18 protein-coding genes and 1 pseudogene are annotated in these 21,976 nt (G+C 34.8%); 5 read left to right on the top strand and 14 right to left on the bottom strand.

Going from position 1 to position 21,976, the window contains the following annotated elements:
* Positions 1-151: 151 nt before the first annotated feature.
* Positions 152-337 carry a YkvS family protein gene (locus NLJ82_RS11380; protein ID WP_000646794.1) on the top strand — a complete coding sequence of 62 codons (186 nt, stop codon included), beginning with the start codon at positions 152-154 and terminating at the stop codon, positions 335-337.
* A gap of 210 nt (positions 338-547) precedes the next feature.
* Here the strand turns inward: NLJ82_RS11380 and NLJ82_RS11375 are convergent, their stop codons facing one another.
* Positions 548-847 (bottom strand): ArsR/SmtB family transcription factor, encoded by a 300-nt coding sequence (locus NLJ82_RS11375; protein WP_000214794.1) that lies wholly within the window; start codon positions 845-847, stop codon positions 548-550.
* 327 nt (positions 848-1,174) lie between these two features.
* Here NLJ82_RS11375 and NLJ82_RS11370 point away from each other — a divergent pair, with 327 nt between their 5' ends.
* A complete protein-coding gene (locus NLJ82_RS11370) occupies positions 1,175-1,348 on the top strand; it encodes a hypothetical protein (protein ID WP_001142747.1) in 174 nt (57 codons plus the stop codon).
* 222 nt (positions 1,349-1,570) lie between these two features.
* On the opposite strand, the gene NLJ82_RS11365 is transcribed toward NLJ82_RS11370, so the two are convergent.
* The 4 genes from NLJ82_RS11365 to NLJ82_RS11350 all read right to left on the bottom strand — a co-directional run bounded on the left by NLJ82_RS11365 (position 1,571) and on the right by NLJ82_RS11350 (position 6,511).
* A complete protein-coding gene (locus NLJ82_RS11365) occupies positions 1,571-4,660 on the bottom strand; it encodes an SbcC/MukB-like Walker B domain-containing protein (protein WP_001247434.1) in 3,090 nt (1,029 codons plus the stop codon).
* Positions 4,657-5,814 carry an exonuclease SbcCD subunit D gene (locus NLJ82_RS11360; protein ID WP_000765160.1) on the bottom strand — a complete coding sequence of 386 codons (1,158 nt, stop codon included), beginning with the start codon at positions 5,812-5,814 and terminating at the stop codon, positions 4,657-4,659. Before NLJ82_RS11360 ends, NLJ82_RS11365 begins: the two co-directional genes overlap by 4 nt.
* 15 nt (positions 5,815-5,829) lie before the next feature.
* On the bottom strand, positions 5,830-6,069 hold the full coding sequence (locus tag NLJ82_RS11355; RefSeq protein WP_000667348.1) for a DUF2584 domain-containing protein: 240 nt from the start codon (positions 6,067-6,069) through the stop codon (positions 5,830-5,832).
* Positions 6,070-6,253: 184 nt separating this feature from the next.
* A complete protein-coding gene (locus tag NLJ82_RS11350; RefSeq protein ID WP_001145042.1) occupies positions 6,254-6,511 on the bottom strand; it encodes a hypothetical protein in 258 nt (85 codons plus the stop codon).
* A 316-nt stretch (positions 6,512-6,827) separates the two neighbouring features.
* Between NLJ82_RS11350 and NLJ82_RS11345 the strand changes: the two genes are divergently transcribed.
* Both NLJ82_RS11345 and NLJ82_RS11340 read left to right on the top strand, forming a co-directional pair.
* Positions 6,828-7,883, top strand: a complete 1,056-nt coding sequence (locus tag NLJ82_RS11345) for an enoyl-CoA hydratase/isomerase family protein (protein ID WP_000134912.1) — start codon at positions 6,828-6,830, stop codon at positions 7,881-7,883.
* A 223-nt stretch (positions 7,884-8,106) separates the two neighbouring features.
* Positions 8,107-8,739, top strand: coding sequence for a LysE family translocator (locus NLJ82_RS11340; protein WP_000572339.1), 633 nt, complete (start codon positions 8,107-8,109; stop codon positions 8,737-8,739).
* A 70-nt stretch (positions 8,740-8,809) separates the two neighbouring features.
* Here the strand turns inward: NLJ82_RS11340 and NLJ82_RS11335 are convergent, their stop codons facing one another.
* From NLJ82_RS11335 to NLJ82_RS11300, 8 genes and pseudogenes are all read right to left on the bottom strand, one after another.
* Positions 8,810-10,270: a CoA-acylating methylmalonate-semialdehyde dehydrogenase gene (locus NLJ82_RS11335; protein ID WP_254754670.1), complete on the bottom strand. Its 1,461-nt coding sequence runs from the start codon at positions 10,268-10,270 to the stop codon at positions 8,810-8,812.
* Positions 10,271-10,306: 36 nt separating this feature from the next.
* The gene (locus NLJ82_RS11330) at positions 10,307-11,197 is read right to left on the bottom strand and encodes an NAD(P)-dependent oxidoreductase (RefSeq protein WP_000719413.1); all 891 of its coding nucleotides are present in this window, start codon (positions 11,195-11,197) and stop codon (positions 10,307-10,309) included.
* Between the two features lie 16 nt (positions 11,198-11,213).
* On the bottom strand, positions 11,214-12,923 hold the full coding sequence (locus tag NLJ82_RS11325) for an acyl-CoA dehydrogenase FadE (RefSeq protein WP_000416037.1): 1,710 nt from the start codon (positions 12,921-12,923) through the stop codon (positions 11,214-11,216).
* Between the two features lie 154 nt (positions 12,924-13,077).
* Positions 13,078-13,986, bottom strand: coding sequence for a methylisocitrate lyase (prpB, locus tag NLJ82_RS11320; protein WP_000312653.1), 909 nt, complete (start codon positions 13,984-13,986; stop codon positions 13,078-13,080).
* Positions 13,987-14,004: 18 nt separating this feature from the next.
* Positions 14,005-15,441 (bottom strand): 2-methylcitrate dehydratase, encoded by a 1,437-nt coding sequence (gene prpD, locus NLJ82_RS11315; protein WP_000598127.1) that lies wholly within the window; start codon positions 15,439-15,441, stop codon positions 14,005-14,007.
* 98 nt (positions 15,442-15,539) lie between these two features.
* Positions 15,540-16,661 carry a citrate synthase gene (mmgD, locus tag NLJ82_RS11310; RefSeq protein ID WP_001983266.1) on the bottom strand — a complete coding sequence of 374 codons (1,122 nt, stop codon included), beginning with the start codon at positions 16,659-16,661 and terminating at the stop codon, positions 15,540-15,542.
* Between the two features lie 396 nt (positions 16,662-17,057).
* Positions 17,058-17,348, bottom strand: a pseudogene (locus NLJ82_RS11305) (HesB/YadR/YfhF family protein).
* 16 nt (positions 17,349-17,364) lie between these two features.
* Positions 17,365-18,510, bottom strand: coding sequence for an MFS transporter (locus NLJ82_RS11300; RefSeq protein WP_000440668.1), 1,146 nt, complete (start codon positions 18,508-18,510; stop codon positions 17,365-17,367).
* Positions 18,511-18,748: 238 nt separating this feature from the next.
* Here NLJ82_RS11300 and NLJ82_RS11295 point away from each other — a divergent pair, with 238 nt between their 5' ends.
* The gene (locus NLJ82_RS11295) at positions 18,749-19,030 is read left to right on the top strand and encodes a hypothetical protein (protein WP_000270177.1); all 282 of its coding nucleotides are present in this window, start codon (positions 18,749-18,751) and stop codon (positions 19,028-19,030) included.
* A 100-nt stretch (positions 19,031-19,130) separates the two neighbouring features.
* Here the strand turns inward: NLJ82_RS11295 and NLJ82_RS11290 are convergent, their stop codons facing one another.
* Positions 19,131-21,644 (bottom strand): PBP1A family penicillin-binding protein, encoded by a 2,514-nt coding sequence (locus tag NLJ82_RS11290; protein ID WP_001293971.1) that lies wholly within the window; start codon positions 21,642-21,644, stop codon positions 19,131-19,133.
* Positions 21,645-21,976: the final 332 nt, after the last annotated feature.

Genomic DNA, 21,976 nt, shown 5'->3' with positions numbered 1-21,976 from the left:
AAAATATAACTTTTAGCATAGGAGTACTTTACACTCTTCTATTAGACTACAAATATTTTTTTGATAAATAAAACTAAATATTCACTAATATACTTATACGTGGTTTAATATATATAATAAAAAATATTTCTGTCTTTAATGAGGAGGTACTATGAAAGCAAACGTAGGGGATACTATACTTTTTCAACGAAACAATTTAAAGATTACAGGATCTGTACTAAAACTTTATACTGAATCGGTCTTAGTTGAAATTACAAATGTAAGCGGTGGTACTTTTGAATTTGAACGAACAATTGTAAATCATAAAAACTATAAAATATTAAATACGAATACATAAAGTGAAACTTTAATCAGTGGGGGTTTTGTTCATCCCCCACTGATTATTAGTTGAACCAATCGGACGTTTACGGACAGCCCGACTCCCACCTAACTTCTCTGCTCCAACTGAATTTTGAGGTGGGAGTTTTACTGTCGGTTAACGCGGGATAAAACAACACAAAATAGCCCCTGCTCACCAGCAGCGGCTATTTTATATAAAAATACTTCATTAGTTTATATATCCTAAAACATTAACAATCTTACTCGCTTTTAAATTGTTAATATGATAATAAATTTCTAAACCTCTTCTCTCTGCTCGTAACACTTTACCCTTCATTTTTGATAAATGTTGTGAAACAGTAGATTGCGGGATGTTCAGTAACTCTGTTAATTGTGTTACATTACAAGTTTTTCTTGTACTTAATTCATTTACAATTTGCAGTCGGATTGGATGCGCCATAATTTTTAAAATATCTACATCTTCTTCTGAAACTAAAGTTTTTTTCATTTCACTCGTATATGTTGTCATAAGACATTCCCCTTTTATATGAATTCCATTTTTATAAGATCTATTTCCAAAATTTTTAAAACCCTCGATTAAAACTTTCATATAGAAATAAAAGGATTTTAAATTTTTGAAAACAGAACTTACATTCACTTTATTTATTTGGTACATATACATAATACAATGTTAATATGTGCTCTATGTGAAGTTCGCATAAATTTGTAATGAAGATTTTTCAAATAATTCACATCTAACTACATATTTCCTCCTAACACTATCCAGTGATTTTAACATATTTTAGGCGTTTGTATATACTATCTACAAAATAAATGTTATTTAGGGGGAATTCAAATGCCTACAATGTTACAAGAAGAAGTTGAAGAAGCGCGCGAAACATATGTCAGTCGTATCATTTTGGTCGGTGGATCGGCTTTATTTTTAGTAGGCGGTGTTATCTCGGCAATTTCGGCTTTTAAAGCTTATAATCGTTTGGAAAATACGCCGTCTTCTACAGATAACTCATAGGTGAATTATCTAATTTTGAATAACAAATAAAGAGGCTGTCCCAAAAGATGCTTTTTAGCCAAAATCGTATAAAAAGTGAAAGGCAGAAATGTTGATTTTATAACATTTCTGCCTTTTCGATTTCATGTGATCTTACTTCGAAAGAGACTTATGAGACAGCCCCTTTATTTTATTAAAAGTTCTATACTAAAGAATCGCAAATAATATGAATTACAATTGAACTTACTTCACCACAAACCGCGTCTGACTACACCCATCCTTCTGCTTCGTTACTTCTAATACAGCTGGCATTGCGTTTTTTAGCTCTTGAACGTGTGAGATTACACCAATAAATCGGCCTGATTTTTGTAAGTCAATTAAGGCGTCAACTGCTTTTGTTAATGACTCCTCATCTAATGAACCGAACCCTTCGTCGATAAACATCGTTTCGATGGATATACCACCTTCATATGCTTGAATGACGTCTGCCATTCCGAGCGCTAAGCAAAGCGATGCATTAAATTTCTCGCCGCCAGATAGAGTTTTTACATCGCGTGTTTGGCCTGTGTACGCGTCGTATACATCTAGACCTAATCCACTTTGACGATTTCTCTTTTCAACTCGTTCACTTCGTTTTAAATAAAATTGTCCATTTGATAATTTACGTAATCGTTCGTTTGCAATTTGAACAATTTGTTCTAAATACTCAATTAAGATGTAACGTTCAAATGATATACGGCTTTCGTTATCACCTTTCATTACTTCATATAAGTCAACAAGTTCTTGGAAAGCTTTTTCTTCCTCATGAATTTGCTCATCAATACGCCTAATATTTTCATGTAAATCAGAAATATATGTTACCGCATTTTGCGCACGTTGACGTTTTTCTTTTATGATATCAAGGTTAATTTCTAGATCTTTTATATGTTCACCTAACGCTGTAATATCCATATACTCTTTATCTTTTAATTCACCCTGTAACTCTTCAATTTGTTTTGCAAGTACTTCAAGAGATGAATAATAGCTTTGAATTTCTTTTTGTAACATATCCATCTCGGCATCACTTAATTTCGCTTCTTTATACGTAATTTGATCTGTAAATCCACTCTGTTCAAGCTCTTTCATAAAGCGCGTGAAAGTCTCTTCTTTCTTCGATTTTGCACTTTCAAATTGATTAGAAGCACCTTCCTGTTCTGCTTGAATACGTATATTTTCATTTTGCCAATGTTGATACGCCTCCTGCACTTTCTTCCATTCGTCCTCCATTAATTTGAGCTCATGCATAGCTTGATCAAATTGAACTTTCCAAGCTTGTACTGTTTGTAAGTTTTCAGGAATGTTTTTCTTATCATGTTCATATGACGTACGCAGCTGCATACAATCCATTTCGATACGGTGCTGCTCTGTTTCTACATCACGTTTTTGTTTCTGAAGTGCATCTACTTTTTCTTCTACGCTTTTTATTTTCACAGCTATTTGCTTACGCGTTTCTTCACTAGCTTTTAACGTATTCACTTCAGTTGCTAATTGTTTTCCTTTTTGAACAAGCGCACTATATGTTTCAGCTAATTCTTCCGATTGGTAGCCTCGCTTCTTAACCTCTTCTATTACTTGTTCATATTGATGATGATAGAAATTCCATTTCTCCTCTACTTGCACATGTAATTTTTCAGCAATATTCTTCTTATCTCTTAAATCGTTTAACTCTTTTTCATCGATTGCATCACTTTGCTCTGTAGCTTTTTTCGGATGGTTCGTGCTACCACATACTGGACAAGATTCGCCATCATGTAGATGAAGAGCCAATATACCAGCTTGTTCACTTAACCAGCGACGTTCCATATTCTCATATACACGAACTGCCTCTTGCATCTTAGTAAATGCGGTTTCTTTTTCTTGCTCGAATTTTTGTTTTTCTTGCCATACATCATATGCTTGTTTTAAAACTTTTGCATCTTCTCGCATATTCGTTAGTTCTTCTACTTTATCTACATATTGTTCAAGTGCCCGCTCTAATTGCTGTAATTCACCAGACATTAGCTGTTTTTGATTTGTATGCTCTTCTAATTGTCGATCTAAGTTTTGCATACCTTCTTTTAATTTTCCTATTTGAATTTCTGCATTTTGTAAATTCAACTGTTTCTCAGCTAATGATGCAATAATCGGTTGTAACTCTTCTAATCTTTGAACAAATTTTTTGGCCTTTTCTCTCTCAGGTTCTATATTCTTTACTGCTTCATATTTCTCCTGAGCAAGTTCAAAATTACTCATTATATTTTCTTTTTTGGCGATAATTTGTTTTAACAAACTTTCAGCTTTCTGCTCATTTTGCATCGCTTCTTCGTGCCATTGTTCAAGTGGTAATAAGCGCTTCGCTTGTTCCGCACGCTTAAAAGATGTTTCTTTCATTTCAATAACTGTACGATTTTCTTGTAAAGTATTATATTTCTCATTCTTTTGTTGTAAATCTATAAATTTCTCATTTACAGACTTCGCTGCGTGAAAACGTGTTTCAGCATCTTTTAATTGCTTCGTTTGAACATCTTGTTCTACTTGTAATTGCTCCACCTCTGCCTTATACGCAGCTGTCTCTTGTTCTAATGCCTCTACTACTTGATGCGTATTTACATGTTCTTGTTCCACTAATGTCTCTAATAATGATCCATCACGAATTGGTAATTTAAAAACATTACGGAAATATAACTCTCGCTCTTTCTGTTTTTCTTGTAAGACGTCTTTCCATTGTTTTCGTTTTTGGTCAAGTAACTCACGCATTAACTTATAACGATCTGTTTTAAAAATACGACGCAAAATCTCTTCTTTGTTTTCTGTCTCAGATGTTAATAGTTTTCGGAATTCCCCTTGCGGTAACATAACAATTTGGCTAAATTGATGTTTACTTAAACCAATTAAATCTTCTACTTTTTTATTTACATCCGTTACATGGAAACGATCAACAGCCGGAATCTTCTCTTCATCAATTACTTCATATAATTCTACTGCATGTCCCGTAATCGTCTTGTTCCCTTGTTTTTTGTGTCCCAGTTGTCGTTTTATTTCATAACGTTTCCCTTTTAACTGAAAGGTTAATTCTACGCTTGTATACACATTATCATCAGCAAATTGACTGCGGAGCATGCTCGTATCACTTCGTTCTTCTCCGCTTGCCTCACCATATAAAACATAACAAATCGCATCAAAAATCGTTGTCTTTCCGGCGCCCGTGTTTCCAGAAATGGCAAAAATACGATGCTCTCCCAAATCGTCAAAATCAATTACTTCTTTCTGTTTATATGGGCCAAATGCCGTCATAATAAGCTGAATCGGTCTCATCCTCGTTCACCTTCCCGTTCTTGCACTGTTTGTAATACTTCTACAAATAGACGTTCTTTCTCTTCTGATAAATCTAAACCTTTCATTTCTTTATAAAAAGCCTTTAATAATGATAAATCATCCATTTTATGTCTTGAAACAGTTACTTCATTTGACTCAGTGAACTCTCGTCTTTGAATGGCTCTTTCAACATGCATTGCATTTGGATAAACAGAGCGTATTTTTTCCATTGGCTGCAAGACAGGATTTTCATCTAATAATTTTACAAACACGTAATCTTCACTTACTGGATGTTGTAACAATTCATCTATTTTCGCTTCTACTGTTCGCATTTTACGGCGTGGTGTAAGTAACCTTTTTTCAATTGTTACTTCACCTTGCTCGTCCAATTCCACAATATAATATCCTTTTTTATGTTTTTCTTCAGAAATAGAATATGCAAGTGGAGAACCTGAATATCGAATTGTCTCATTACGTACAAAATGCGCTTGATGTAAATGTCCAAGCGCTGTGTAATGAAACCTATCAAAATAATGACTATTCACGTATTCAGCACCACCAATTGAAAGCGGTCGTTCAGCATCACTTGTATTCTCTTCCGCTTCGCCCGCAGAAGTTACAAATGCATGACCAACAAATACATGTCTAGCTTCTTTATCCATCGTTTCAGAAAGCTCATTCATAAAAATACGCATCGCATCATCATGAGAACGTACGTCTTCGTTTTTCAATACATGTCTCACTATGCTTGGATCCGCATAAGGAATGAGATGGAAGTGAACCTCCCCATATTCATCATTTAATATAATTGGCTCATATGGAAATTGAAATTGCCCCACAATAAATAATCCTTGTTTCTTCATTAAACTACTTCCAAAATGAATACGATCTGGACTATCATGGTTTCCTGCGACTGCAATAACTGGTGTTTGTAAATCAATCACTATTTTTTGTAGCACATCATTTAATAAGTCTACTGCTTCCGTAGGTGGAATTGCTCGGTCATATAAATCCCCTGCAATAATTACGGCATCTGGTTTTTCTTCTTCAACGTCTTGTACAAACTGATCTAATACAATCTTTTGATCTTCAGTCATATACACGCCATGAACAAGCTTTCCTAAATGCCAATCGGCTGTATGAAATAACTTCATGGTTTCCTGCTCCTTTTAATTTACTGAATTTAGTGATACAAGTTGATAGTTTATTGTAGTTTTTCCGTTCTCCCATTCTAACTTTTGTATCATTGCACTACCGATTCTTTCTTCATTTGATTTATATAAAGGTAATATTTCTTGAACTGTAAATAAGTGATAACCATCCAATTTTAATTGAAATATGTTTTCTTCTATATGTAATCTTACTTCTTTTTCATTTGAAATAATTTTTGTGTGCATCTCAAATTTCATGATAGATACAACCCCTTTTTCTAATCTCTACACTATTAATAGTATATTGGCTATGCAAGATTGACAAGTAAATACACGGTAAAGTACATACTTTTCTATTGCGATATGTTTTTTTAATTTCACATATAATACGGTATGTGAAATTTTATTCTTTCCAAAAATAAAAATGTCTCATATGACATCTTTATTTTTGGATAAATTCTTTCATTACATAATATAAAACTGTAATGAAAACAATCGCTACAAAAAATGAAAATACTGCAACAATGTACCCATCTTTATTTAATAAAATACAAAAAGAAATAGATACGATAAAAATCGGAAATACAAGTCGTACTTTATCCTTCACTTCCTCTGTCGTATCTGTATGATGAAAATACTGCGTTATCCCTATCATTAAAGAAGACAAAATAATCACCGACAATAGTAAAGGTACTGGCATTCCGATTTCTCCTTTCTCTATTTCTAATGAAAAGCAATTTTTCTTTCATTATAATCACTTCAAATACTCTTTTCGAAGTGATTATGTACAATTTACACATATATAATAGCGTGTTTATCATGGTAACTTCAAATAATTACAATTACAGTAATGTTGTAATATTCATTTTCAACCTCCAAAATCCTGCAAATATAACTCGTCAAAATATGCAGTGGATAAATTAACATATACCGCCAACTTTAGACAAAATTTATAAAGGACATTTCAGTACGTATAAAGAATTAAGAATAAGAAGATATGTAAGGGAGGATGAATTATGACTGAACACGTTTTATTTTCTGTTAGCGAAAACGGCGTTGCATCAATTACTTTAAACCGCCCAAAAGCACTTAATTCTTTATCTTATGACATGTTGCAACCAATTGGGCAAAAACTGAAAGAGTGGGAAAATGATGAGCGAATTGCGCTTATCGTATTAAAAGGAGCTGGCACAAAAGGTTTTTGTGCAGGTGGCGATATTAAAACTCTTTATGAAGCACGTTCAAATGAAGCTGCATTGCAGCATGCGGAACGTTTCTTTGAAGAAGAGTATGAAATTGATACATATATTTATCAATATAAAAAACCGATTATCGCTTGTTTAGATGGAATTGTAATGGGTGGTGGTGTCGGTCTTACAAATGGTGCGAAATACCGAATTGTAACTGAGCGTACGAAATGGGCAATGCCAGAGATGAATATTGGCTTCTTCCCAGACGTCGGTGCTGCTTATTTCTTAAATAAAGCTCCAGGGTATGCCGGCCGCTATGTCGCTTTAACAGCATCTATTTTAAAAGCTTCTGACGTATTATTTATAAACGCTGCTGATTATTTTATTGCATCTGATTCATTACCAAATTTCCTTACTGAACTGGAAAGTGTAAATTGGTCTAAAGAAGATGATGTACATACTCATTTAAAAGAAGTCATTCGTACATTTGCAACTGCTCCAACATTAGAAAGCGAGCTTGCTCCTTCATTAGAAGAAATTAATTCACATTTTGCATTCGATACAATTGAAGAAATTATTCATTCATTAGAGAAAGATCAAAGTTCCTTTTCTTTAAAAGCGAAAGAAACGTTATTATCAAAATCTCCTATTTCACTAAAAGTAACATTAAAACAGTTTATTGATGGACAAAATAAGTCCGTTGAAGAATGTTTCGCTACTGACCTTGTACTTGCTAAAAACTTCATGAGACATGAAGATTTCTTTGAAGGAGTACGATCTGTTGTCGTTGATAAAGACCAAAATCCAAATTATAAATATAAGCAGTTAAGTGATGTTTCAGAAGAAGATGTAAACCGGTTCTTTAACTTACTTAATGCGTAAAGTGAGAATTTAATAAGTAGGGTTTATCTCCCTCTTATTATTAGTAGAAGCAATCGCCCTTTCATACGGGATTAAATTGAGGCTATATAGTCGTATAATTACACGCCTATATAGCCTTTTTCCTATTTAATAAATTTTAATAAAATTTAATTTTATTAAATCGAATTATGTGCTACACTATTTTTAATTAAATATTCTAAAAATAAAAGAAGGAGGAGCGACTATGATTGAAAATTATTTTCTTTTCATCATTATGTCTATTTGTCTTATTATTTTACCTGGTCCTGATACTGCAATGGCTACGAAAAACACATTAGTTGCTGGTAAGGTAGGTGGGGTGAAAACAGTGTTCGGTACATGTGTTGCACTATTAATTCATACTTTAGCAGCAGTAATCGGACTTTCCGCACTTATTGTAAAGTCAGCTCTTTTATTTTCTATTTTCAAGTACGTTGGAGCTCTATATTTAATTTATATTGGTATTAAAGCCCTTTTAGCAGTAAGAAATAAAGAAGGCGTCAATACGAACGATATATCTTTGAATAACGCAAACGAGAATACTTCTTGCTTTCGCCAAGGGTTTCTTACAAATTTATTAAACCCTAAAATCGCAGTCTTCTTTTTAACATTTTTACCGCAATTTTTAAATCCAAATCATAATACGTTTATCCAACTTCTTATAATGGGCCTTACTTACCTAGTTTTAACAGTTATTTGGTTCGCTTTTTATATATTTTTAATTGATAAAATTAGTGCTTTTATGAAAAAACCGAAGACGCAACGTTATATTCAAGGGTTAACAGGAATTGTCTTAATTGGTTTTGGTATTAAACTCGCTTTTGAAAAAAGCAATTAACAAGAAGAAAACCACCACTATGAATAGTGGTGGTTTTCTTTTAATAACTGATTTGGTTGTCTACATTATATTAAAACCAGCGCTCAGTTACAACTTTTTTACGTGTATAAAATTGAACGCCATCTGTACCATTTGTACCTAAATCACCAAAGAATGAAGCTTTATTTCCAGCGAATGCGAAGAATGCCATTGGTGCTGGAACGTTTACGTTTACACCGATCATACCCGCATCGATGTTATCACGGAACGTTTGTGCATGTTTACCGCTTGATGTATAAATAACCGCACCATTTGCAAATTTAGATTGATTTGTTAGTTTAATACCTTCTTCTAAATCTTTAACACGTACAATGCTTAATACTGGAGCAAAAATCTCATCTTGCCAAATTTTCATTTCTTGATTTACACCGTCAAAGATTGTCGCACCTACAAAGTAACCTTCTCCAACTTCTTCCTTAATTTTACGGCCATCTACTAATAAAGTAGCTCCATCTGCTACACCGCTGTTAATATAGCCCAATACGCGTTCTTTATGAGACTCGCGAATTAATGGTCCAACATAATTATCTTCGTGGAAACCGTCACCTACTTTTAACTTCTTCGTCTCTGCTACTAGTACGTCGATGAACTCATCTGCAATTTCATCAACTACTGCTACTACTGAACATGCCATGCAGCGCTCTCCACTACTTGCAAATGCAGATCCAATTACACCTTGTACCGTTTTCTCAAGATTGCAATCTGGCATAACAATCGCATGGTTTTTCGCACCAGCTAACGCTTGTACACGTTTCCCATGTTTCGTACCTGTTTCATATACGTAACGAGCTACCGGCTCAGATCCAACGAACGAAACAGCTTGAATATCTTTATTTTCTAAAATGCTATTTACAACATCTTTTCCGCCTTGCACTAAATTTAATACGCCTTTCGGGAAGCCAGCTTCATAGAATAACTCTACAAGTCGCTCTGCTAAAAGTGGCGTTCTTTCAGATGTTTTTAATACGAATGTATTACCACAAGCAATTGCAAGCGGGAACATCCATAATGGAATCATCATCGGGAAGTTAAACGGCGTAATTCCAGCAACAACTCCAATTGGGTAGCGCCAAATTGATCCATCGATGCCGCTTGCAATATTCGGAAGTGCTTGTCCCATCATTAAACTTGGAGTAGATGTTGCAAGTTCTACTGCTTCAATACCACGTTGTACTTCACCAGTTGCATCCGTTAATGTTTTACCATTTTCTAGCGTAATGATTTTTGCAAGTTCTTCTTTGTTTTCTTGTAAAAGCTGTAAATATTTATACAATTGTCTTGAACGATTCGGAACTGGTACTTTAGACCATGTTTCGTATGCTGCTTTTGCGGCTTCAACAGCTTTTTCAACATCTTCTTTCGGAGATAGCGGAACGTAAGCGATAATTTTTCCAGTCGCCGGATTTGGAACTGCTTCTACTTCTGTACCAGTAGATTCTACCCACTCACCATTAATATGATTTTTTACTCGTTTAATTTCAGTTGTAATCATTATATTCTCTCCTTTTTTATGATGTTTATAAATCTATTATTTTTGATTAGAAATTAATTGTTCACTAACTTTCTTATATAAAGCAGCCATATCGTTTTCACCATACCCAGCTTCACTTGCTTCTTCATATACATTTAATAGCATTTCGCTTACTGGTAAGTGAAGTTCACTTTCTTTCGCTAAATCTACTGCAAACCCTAAATCTTTCTTTAATAAATTTACAGTAAAACCTGGCTCGTAGTTTTCTGATGCAATAAAACTTTTATAATTGCGCTCATAAATTCTACTTTGGCCGTAACTTACATTTAAAATATCAAACATTTTATCCAAATCCATATTGTTCTTTTTCGCTAATGTTAATGCTTCACTTACACCAGCTGTATAAAAACCTATTAATAGGTTATTAATTAATTTAACAGTTGTACCACTATCAATTTGCTCACTAACATGGAAGATGTTTGCACCTAATACACCCATGATAGATTCCGTTTTTTCATATACCTCTTTTGATCCACCGACCATAAACGTTAATGTACGGTTTTCGGCTCCAATTACCCCACCACTTACAGGGGCTGCTAAAAAGTCTACTTTCTTTTCTTTTGCCGCTTCCTCTAACTGTTTGTTTAATTGTGGAGATACAGTACTTGTATCTATTAAAACTACATTCGAGTGACTATTTTCAAATAATCCTTCTTCTCCAAAATATACTGCTTCAACAGCACGAGGTGAAGGTAAACTTGTAAAAATTACATCGCATGTCTCTGCTAATTTTGAGATTGATAAGCCAATAATTCCTCCTTCTTTTTCAAAGGAAGCTTCAGCATCTTTATTTAAATCCACACCATATACTGTGTAATTTGATTTAACTAAATTTTTAGACATCGGAAGACCCATGTTACCTAAACCGATAAAACCAATCTTTTTCATATCGCTTTCCTCCTATTTACACAATATACTTTCCGCGATTTATAATAGCTTTCGCAATTTCTCTCTTTTTTGTAAATACGTTCGTGTATAAAGGTACTGATAATTGACGAATTCCAGCTAAAATTACGTGTCTATCTTGTTCTTCTGTAACAGCCGCTGAAAGTATAGAAATTGCCGCTTCTTCTACTTTACGATATCCTTCTTCACAAATAACGTCAGTTATCATTTGTTTCGTACGTTCTTTCTCTTCACCATTTTTACTAATTGCTTTACTCGTACGTAAAAATGCTGATTCCATGACGTACACATCCGTTAACATATTTGATAATACACGTGAATATTCTTGCTCTTGATCAATTTTCAAACCCGGAGTTTTAGAGAGCGTTTTCAAAGATTGTTTCAACAATTTTTTTGCTAATAAAATGTAACGATAGTTTCTTTCGACATTTTCTACATCAATCTCTACTTCAGTATTTTCAATTTGTTCCACTTGCTTCATTAACATTTTAGCAACTGTTAATCTATTAATTTCATTCGTCCCTTCAAAAATACGACTAATTCTAGCATCACGATATAAACGTTCTACTTCGTATTCTTGCATATAACCGTAACCACCATGAATTTGTACAGCTTCATCTACGATGTAACCAAGTGTTTCAGAAGCATTTACTTTATTTAGTGCACATTCAATTGCAAATTGAGACATTTTCTTCATAAGATCTTCATCACTCTCATGAATTGCTTCATCAATTACACCTGCTGTACGATACGCTGCGCTTTCTGCTCCATATGTAGCAATGATCATATTTGCAATTTTCTCTTGTATCATCGTAAAGTCTACTAATTCCGTTTGGAACTGTTTACGTTCTTTTCCGTATTGAACGGACAATCCAATTGCTTGCTTTGCTGTTCCAATATTTCCAAAAGCAAGCTTTAGTCTAGCAAAGTTTAGAATATTAAGAGCTACGTGATGCCCTTTTCCAACTTCCCCTAAAACATTTTCTGCAGGTATTACGACATCTTCTAAAATAAGGGTAGCCGTTGAAGAACCTTTAATCCCCATTTTCTTTTCTTCTAGTCCAATGGATACACCTTCACATGTTCTTTCGACAATAAACGCTGTCATTCCTTTATTTGTCTTCGCAAAAACAACGTATACATCTGCCATATGAGCATTTGTAATCCACTGCTTCTCGCCATTTAACTTCCAAGCAGTACCATCTTCATTTAATACTGCACTCGTTTTTGCACTTAATGCATCAGAACCAGCATTTGGCTCCGTTAAAGCATAAGCCCCAATCCATTCTCCAGACGCAATTTTCGGCAAATATTTTTCTTTTTGTTCTTTCGTTCCGTAATATATGTAAGGCAATGTACCTACACCGGCGTGTATATTAAATGAAACGCTAAATGCACCAGCGTATCCCATTTTTTCTGCTACAAGCCCTGAAACTACCTTTCCTAATTCGAATCCGCCATATTCTTCTGGGACCTCGATACTTAATAATCCAAGTTCTCCAGCTTTCTCAAATAATTGACGAGAAACTTTATAGTTATGTTGTTCAATATTCTCCATTTGTGGAACAATTTCTTGTTTAACGAATTGTTCTGTCGTTTTTGCGATTAAATCTTCATCTCCTGAAAAATCTTCTGGCGTAAAAAAAGCATGATTCACATCTTTATTAGGTGAAAAAAATTCATCCCACGGTAACTTCGTTTTCTCCATCTGAATCCCCCTATCATTTCGGCCTTAATTACTACTACATATGCTCGTCTACGATGAGTGGAATATCTTATTTTTGAAAACAGAAGGCGATGAATTTTCACATCAAGCAGTTCGTTTTGCCAAAGATGTATTCTCATCGCCTTAGTTGTTTTATCTATTGATCCTCTGATAATACTGTTTTTGCAATACCAGTATCTAGTTCTTCAAAGTCATGATATGAAATTGTTTCATATAACTCACTTCTCGTTTGCATATTTGAAATTGCATCTTTTTGAGAACCTGTTTCTTTAATTAAAGTAAACACGTTTTCATACGCTTTCGCCGCAACGCGAAGTGAAGTTACAGGATAAATAACCATTTGGAAACCCATATTTGCAAATTCCTCTGCACTATAATATGGAGTTTTTCCAAATTCAGTCATATTCGCAAGTAAAGGTGCATTTACCTTACTATTAAATAGACGGAATTCTTCCTCTGATTGAAGTGCTTCAGGGAAAATTGCATCTGCACCTGCTTTTACATATGCATTTGCTCTTTCAATTGCTTCATCCAAGCCCTCTACGCCGCGAGCGTCTGTGCGCGCTACAATATATAAGCTCGGTGCAACTTCTTTAATCGCTTTAATTTTTTGAACTAATTCTTCTGTCGTAACAAGTTTCTTACCATTTAAATGTCCACATTTCTTTGGTAATTGCTGATCTTCAATTTGGACAGCTGCTACTTTCGCTTCCACCATTTCTACAGCTGTTCTCGCCACATTTAGTACACCACCAAATCCTGTATCAATATCAACAAGAACTGGTAAGTCTGTAGCTCTTACTAGATCTCTTGCTCTCTCTGCTACTTCAGTAGACGTCACGATTCCTAAATCAGGTAGCCCTTTACTTGCAGTATAAGCAGCTCCTGATAAATAAAGAGCTGAAAATCCTGTATTTCTCGCAACTAAAGCTGCCATTGCGTCATGAGCACCTGGAATCTGTAAGATTTCATTTGCTTCTACTAAAGCTCGGAAGCGATTCGCAAGCTCCTCTTGTGTTGACTGTTTATTCACAACCCAAGCCATTCTAAATTCCCCCTATTATTAAATTAAGAATAGATCTACAAATTCGTTTACGTTCATATTTTCTAGTTTCTCTTCATTTAAACAAGCTTCATGAATTTGTTCTTGTTGCTTACTAGAATAATGACCTGCCATATTTGCAGTGAATTTTTGAACAACTTTTGGAATTGCTTCGTCTCTACGGAAACGGTGACCAAGTGGATATTCACATTCCACGTTTTCTGTTTCAGTGCCATCTTTGAAATGGACTTGAACAGCGTTGGCGATTGAGCGCTTGTTCGGGTCAAGGTAATCTAAACTGTACTGTTTGTTTTCAACAACAACCATCTTATTACGTAATTCATCTACACGTGGATCATTTGCTACTGCATCCTCATAATCGTCCGCAACGATATCTCCTTTTAATAAACCAATTGCCGTAATGTATTGTAAGCAATGATCACGATCCGCTGGGTTATTTAATGGACCTTCTTTATCAATAATACGGATTGCTGATTCATGAGTTGTAATTGTAATACGATCAATTTCATCTAATCTTTCTTTAATTTCCGGATGTAATTTCACAGCACATTCTGCAGCTGTTTGTGCATGGAATTCTGCTGGATATGAAACTTTAAATAATACATTTTCCATTACATATGAATCTAATGGTCTCGCTAACTTTAATTCTTGTTTATTAAATAATACATCTTGGAATCCCCAGCCTGGTGCAGATAAAGCTGTTGGATAACCCATTTCACCTTTTAGAGCAGTCATTGCAAGATGAACACCGCGGCTCGTTGCATCACCTGCTGCCCATGATTTACGTGATCCCGTATTTGGAGCATGACGATATGTACGAAGACTAGAATTATCAATCCATGCATGTGATAATGCATTAAAGATTTCTTCACGTGTTCCGCCAAGCATTTTTGCAACTACTGCAGTTGTTGCTACTTTTACATATAATACGTGGTCAAGACCAACTCTGTTTAAGCTGTTTTCTAAAGCAAGTACACCTTGAATTTCATGTGCTTTAATCATCATTTCTAGTACTTCACGTACTTTTAATGGTTCTTTTCCTTCTGAAATACGAACACGGCTAATATAATCTGCAACTGCTAAAATTCCGCCTAAGTTATCAGATGGATGTCCCCACTCTGCTGCAAGCCAAGTATCGTTATAGTCTAACCAACGGATCATACATCCGATATTAAATGCACCTTTCACTGGATCAAGTACATATGACGTACCTGGTACACGTGTACCATTTGGCACGATTGTTCCTGGAACAACTGGTCCTAATAATTTCGTACATTCTGGATATTGTAGTGCTAAAATTCCGCATCCAAGCGTATCAAGTAAGACGTAACGAGCAGTACTGAATGCTTCTGCGCTAGTTACCTCTTTATTTAATACATAATCCGTAATTTCTTCTAATAACGCATCTTTTTGTTTAATTTCATTTGTTTTAATCATGCAATTCTTCCCTTTCTGTCGAAAATTCGTTATTATTAATGATGGGTGTCGGTCAAACACCCATCTGGCGGGCGGTGCTAACAACTCCCCAGTTGTTCTTATTTACTAAGCACATGTCGCTCGCCAATATAATTTACACGTGGACGGAACAAACGATTGTTCGTATGTTGCTCAATAACGTGCGCACATAGTCCTACTGTTCTAGAGCTAAAGAAGATTGGTGTGTACAGTTGAATTGGAATACCAAGCATCCAATATACTGGAGCTGCGTAATAATCAAGGTTTGGATAAATTCCTTTTTCCTTCTCCATAATCTTTTCTCCCGCTTCACACATTTCATATAGTGTATAATCACCTTTTACATCACATAACTGCTTTAAAGCTTCCTTCATCATCAATGCTCTTGGATCCATCTTCTTCATGTATACACGATGTCCAAAGCCCATAATTTTTTCTTTGTTATATAGTTTCTTCTGTAATAACTCTTCAAACTTTTCAACATTACCAGCTTCTAAAAGCATGTACATAACCGCTTCGTTCGCACCGCCATGTAAGCTACCTTTTAAAGATGCAACCGCACCTGTTAAAGCACCATATAAGTCGGATTGCGTAGACGCAATAACGCGCGCTGTAAATGTAGAGTTTGGCATTTCATGTTCACTATATAAAACAAGGGAACGATCAAAGATCTTCTCCTCAAGTTCAGTTGGTTTTTTACCTGTTAACATATAGAAGAAATTCGCGCTATATGATAATTCCTTAAGTGGTTCGATTGGCTCTTCATTATTTAAAATATGATAGCTATTCGCTACAATGTTTGGTACTTTACTCAATAATTTGTACCCGCGGCTTTTGTTTACTTCTAACGAGCGATTTTCAATATCATTATCGTAACCAGCTAATGCGGACACACCTGTACGCAATCCATCCATCGGGTGTGTTTCTTTCGGTAACGCCTTCAGTACGTTAAATACACCTTCTGGTACTGCGTATTCTTCTTTTAATTTCTTTTCAAGTGTTGCTTTTTCATCTTCATTCGGTAGATGTTCTTCCAATAAAAGGTGCACAATGTCTAAATACTCTTTTGTTTTTGAGAGTTCGATTAAATCATACCCTTGAATTACAATTTCACCTTTCACTGTGTCAAGAAACGAAATCTTCGTCTCCGCTGCCACTATACCATCTAATCCCGGGGAAAATTTTTCTTCAGCTTTCATCATTATTTCCTCCAATCCTAATAGATCTTCGTGCACATAACTGTAAGCCTTTACAATATTGCGAAACTACATTTCTATTTCAATGTATCAGAGTTTTTAGAAGATTTCAATTTATTTTATAATGATAAGTTTCCTATACTTTTCTTACTGTAACAATACAATTTTTTGAAAATAATTCTTATGTTTTATAAAGAAAGAATAAACTTCTTTGCATATTTTAAAAAAACAAGATATAAAGATTTTCCATATAACACCGCCAAATATACAATTATTCTAATTTTATTTACGAAATAGAAAAAACGAGCTGTACATAAATACAGCTCGTTACTATATGATATTTATTTCACTATGCCTTAAATATAATTTTTATATAAAACTTATTCATTTTTAATAAAGTTATTATTTTACATAATTAAATTGAATTTCTTCCATTTCCTCATGATAACTTACAAATAAATCATAGTTTTAAAAATACCAAAGATCATCAACATCTACAAAAAATATAATACCTTCCTTCTCAACTGACACGATTTCCCCATCTGGTTTCTCTGCAACAATCCCTAAAGAATATCCAGGCTGAATTGAACTATTCCCTCCGTACCTTACAGTAAAACGTACAGATTCACCGTGCTTTATACGTAATTCTTCCTGGAACCATTGTAGAGCTTTACGATCAATTGAAATTTTCATCTTTATTCCCCCCAGTTTATGCAAACTCTTTTTTTCCTAATCGTTGTTTTACAAAGAAGACGAAAATAATTAAGGCTGTTAATGCTGAAATTGCACTCCCTGAAAATAAAATACGATAACCAAACATTTGTGAAACAACCCCAAGTAAAATAGCACCTAATCCAATTCCTAAATCAAACGCTGTAAAAAATGAAGCGTTCGCAACTCCTCTTTTACTCGGATCGACAATTGTAAGCATTGCCGCTTGCAAAGCTGGCTGTGCTGAACCGAATCCAACACCATATAATGTAGCTGCGATAACTACACCTATTAAATTATTTGAAATCGTTAATACAACTATTGCAATAATAGTAATGCATAGTGCCGGAAGTATGATAAATACTTCTCCATACTTATCTAATAGTTTTCCTGAAATTGGTCTTACGATTGTTAAAGCAATTGCATATACAAGAAAGAATGTCCCAGGATTCACATCAATTGACGATGCAAATAGCGGTAAAAACGTCGTAATGCCTCCATATGCAAATGATAAAAAAAATACAACTATCGTAATGGATAGAACGGATTTTTCAAACAGTTGTATTTTCCCTTTTTCTTTTTGTGGTGTGAATGGCATTTTCGTCATTAACGATAATAAGACTGCCATAAAGGATAAAAGAGTTGCTAACAAGAATAGGCCGTGAAATGAATAATTTTGTACAACCGCTAATCCAATCATTGGCCCGATGGCCATTGCAATCGTCATAGCCATTCCGTACCAACCCATCCCTTCACCACGGCGTGAATCTGGAATAATATCAGTTATCGCTGTTCCAACAGCTGTTGTAGAAACAGCCCATGTTACTCCATGAATAACCCTCAAAACAGCTAAAAGGACAATAGTCGACGCTAAATTATAAGAATACATCGTTAACCCAAAAAAGATGAGCCCGAAAATAATAAAGGATCTTCTACCATATTGATCCAACATTCCTCCAATAATCGGTCGTATTACAACTGCCGCTATTGTAAACATTCCCATCATAAGTCCTACTTGTGATTCATTACCACCTATCTCTTTAATAAAGAGTGGGAGCGTTGGAACTAGTAAATAAAATCCTGTAAATAAAAATAACATTGCGAAAGTCATTTGAATAAATGATTTCGTCCATAATCGTTCCATTCATATTCCTCCATAAACACGTAAGTTATTGCAATTAACACCTCCATTTTACAGTTTCTTCGTTCCTTTTCCCTCCGTAAATAGACGTATCTTTTTATAATAAATGGTCCAAAATCAATTTAAATTGGTCTTACAACTTTATACGTATGTTTTAGCCTAAAGTCCCATTTATTTGTACCTTTATATGTGTGAAAAGAATATACTACTTTATTATCGCAACTTAGGAGTGAATATTTTTATGTGGGTATCATCAAGAGTAACTGCCGTAGTTCCTTCGACCCCCGAAATACACGTTCCCGCTGTTCATACAGCTAGTTCTGATGTCGGTATTGAACTTCCCGCAACTTGGCAACACTATCAAATTCCCGGTCAAATTACTCCCTCATTTTGGCATCATGGCGCACATCCAAGTAGTACCCCCTTTCAAAGCCACGCTTATCCTCCGTTACCTCAATCTCAAATTTTTTATCATTTTCCTTCAATTTATTTTCAAAACTTCTATGGTACTTTTAATATTTAAAATACATTGTCTCATAGCTACTGCATTTAAAAGAAAAAAGCACTTAAGATTGTAATTTTACAAATCTTAAGTGCTTTTTAATATTTTTTATAAAATTTTCTTATTGTCCATTATTAGCAGGGGCCTCTCCTGCATTACCGCCAGTTTCTGGTTGTGTGGTCGCTGGTGGAGTTGTATTTCCTTGGCCTCCTCCATTATTTGCTGGAGGTGTCGTATTTCCTTGACCTCCACCGTTATTTGCTGGAGGTGTCGTATTTCCTTGGCCTCCTCCGTTATTTGCTGGAGGTGTCGTATTCCCTTGGCCTCCACCGTTATTTGCTGGAGGTGTCGTATTCCCTTGGTCTCCCCCATTATTTGCTGGAGGTGTCGTATTCCCTTGGCCTCCTCCATTATTTTGTTCATTTTGTTTCTTTTCTTCTTCTTGTTTCTTTTGCTCTTCTAGTTTCTTTTGTTCTTCTTGCTTCTTAAGTTCCTCTTGTTGCTTTTGTTCTTCTTGTTTTTTCAGTTCTTCCTGTTTCTTTAATTCTTCTTGCTTTTTCTCTTCTTCAGTTTTTTGCTGTTGATCTTGTTTTGGTTTTTCCGTTGTATCCGGTACGCTCGTATTTGGAGAAGAATCACGTTTTTCACCTTTTATACGCAGCTCACTACCTTCTTGAATTACACTACTTGGCATTTTAAATCTTGATTTATCTGTAGCCATCTGGCTCATCATTGCTTTAAAGATCAACTGTGCAATTTTCGTATTTTTACTACTAATATACTCGTCTTTACCATCTTTCATATACCCAGTCCATACTGCCATCGTATATTGCGGCGTATAACCTGCAAACCAACTATCACGAGTTGCACTTTCCGGAATATTAAATTTTGCTAATTGTTTTGAATCATAGTTTGTTGTACCTGTTTTTCCAGCTACATCTAAAGAACTTATATTTGCTGCTGTACCAGTACCTGATGTCACTACTGAACGAAGCATATCAGTAATCATATATGCTGTAGAGTCAGCTATAACTTGTTTTGGTTTTTGCCCGAAACTTTGTGACTTACCGTCTGGATAAACTACTTTCTTAACAAAATGCGGTTTTGCATACTTTCCACCATTACCAAATGTCGCATAAGCACCCGCTATTTCAGTTGGTGATACTTCGTTTGTACCAATAGCTGTAGATTCTGTTGGCGCTTTTTTAAATGTAATACCTAATTTCTCAGAGAATTCCTTTGATTTATTAAGTCCTACTTCTTTTGCAGTTTTAACTGCTGGAACGTTACGTGACATTTTTAACGCCTCACGCATAGTAATTGGACCTAAATGACTTCTGTCTGCATTTCGAAGTTCTTGTCCAGTTGAATATTTAAATGGAGAATCATCAATTTGATGATACGTAGCCCATTTTAAGTATTCAATTGCAGGACCGTAATCAAAGATTGGCTTCATAGTTGAACCAGCTGCACGATCTAATTCAATGGCCATATTATGCCCTTTAAATACGGCTTTATTTTCACCGCGCCCACTACCTATAGCACGAATCTCACCTGTTTTCGTATCCATAAATGTGAAAGCACCTTGGAATTTATCATTTGGATAATTAATAATATTTTCATTTAAAATCTTATCAGCAAATTCCTGTGCTTTCGGGTCTAATGTTGTATAAATTTCTAAGCCATCAGATCCAATATTAACATCTGGTATTTCTTTTTCTACTTCTTTCACTACGGCATCCATAAATGCAGTATGCGGCATTGTTTGAAGTTCCGTTGCTGTCTTAAGTCCCTTTGTCACTTCAACTTTCGAAGCTTCTTCCATTTCTGCCTTCGTAATATAACCATGTCGATTCATCAATTTTAGGACAACATTTCTTCTTTCTGTTGCTCTTTGAATATTTTCTGTCTTCGTTGGATCATAGTTATTCGGTGCTTTTGGTAAACCTGCAAGCATCGCAACTTCTGGTAAGGTTAACTCTTTTAATTCTTTACCGTAGTAGTTCTGTGCTGCTGTTGCGATACCATATGAACGATTACCTAAATTAATTTTATTTAAATACATTTCTAAAATCTCATGTTTTGAATACTGTTGTTCTAGCTTATACGCTAAATAAATTTCCTGAACCTTACGTTTTGATGTTTTTTCCATCGATAAGAAGTAGTTTTTAATAACTTGCTGCGTGATCGTACTTCCACCTTGTGAACCGTAATCTCCTTTAAGACTCACCAAAACAGCACGTGCAGTACCTTTAAAGTCTACTCCGCTATGCTCGTAAAATCGTGCATCTTCTGTTGCTAAAAATGCATTTTCTACTAATTTAGGAATTTGATCATACGTAACATTCGTCCGTTTCTCTTTCCCATATTCATATACCAACTCGCCATTTTTATCATAAATTTTTGAGGATAACGGATTAACAAGTTTTGCTTTCTCAAGTTTCGGTGCGTCCTTAATCATTACGAAGAAGGTAGCAACCCCCGCCACTAAACCAACAATACCAAGTAATAAACAAGTAATTAAAAACTTGCGAAAGAATGATGTTTTACCTTTTGGTTTTTGTGTTTTAGAAGCTGGCTGTTTTTTCTTTTTAACTTGTCGTCGCTCCTCTCGAGAACGATAATTTTCTGACATGTTACTTTCTCCTGCCTTTCAATTCTCCCGTTGATTTACTAAAAAATATTGAGGTCACTTTCTAAAATGAATTTAATTAAGAAAGTATATTGACCTGGAGCATTCAATATTTTCCTAATTCACAGATTATAAATTTTAGAATACTTCTTATACTAAGTATTTTCACTTCTATTTTTCTAATAATGCTGCCCCTTTAAGCATAGAATGTAAAAAGTGAAATTTTAATACCTCGTATAAATAATATACCTTTTTTTCAAATGGTCAATATTTTCTTATTTATAAATCAAAGGTGAAATAAAAATAGCACAACGATATGTACTTCGTGTGAACTT

The organism is Bacillus paranthracis, assembly GCF_024296885.1.
GTDB lineage: Bacteria > Bacillota > Bacilli > Bacillales > Bacillaceae_G > Bacillus_A > Bacillus_A paranthracis.
This window is presented reverse-complemented; position numbering and strand designations above follow the sequence as displayed.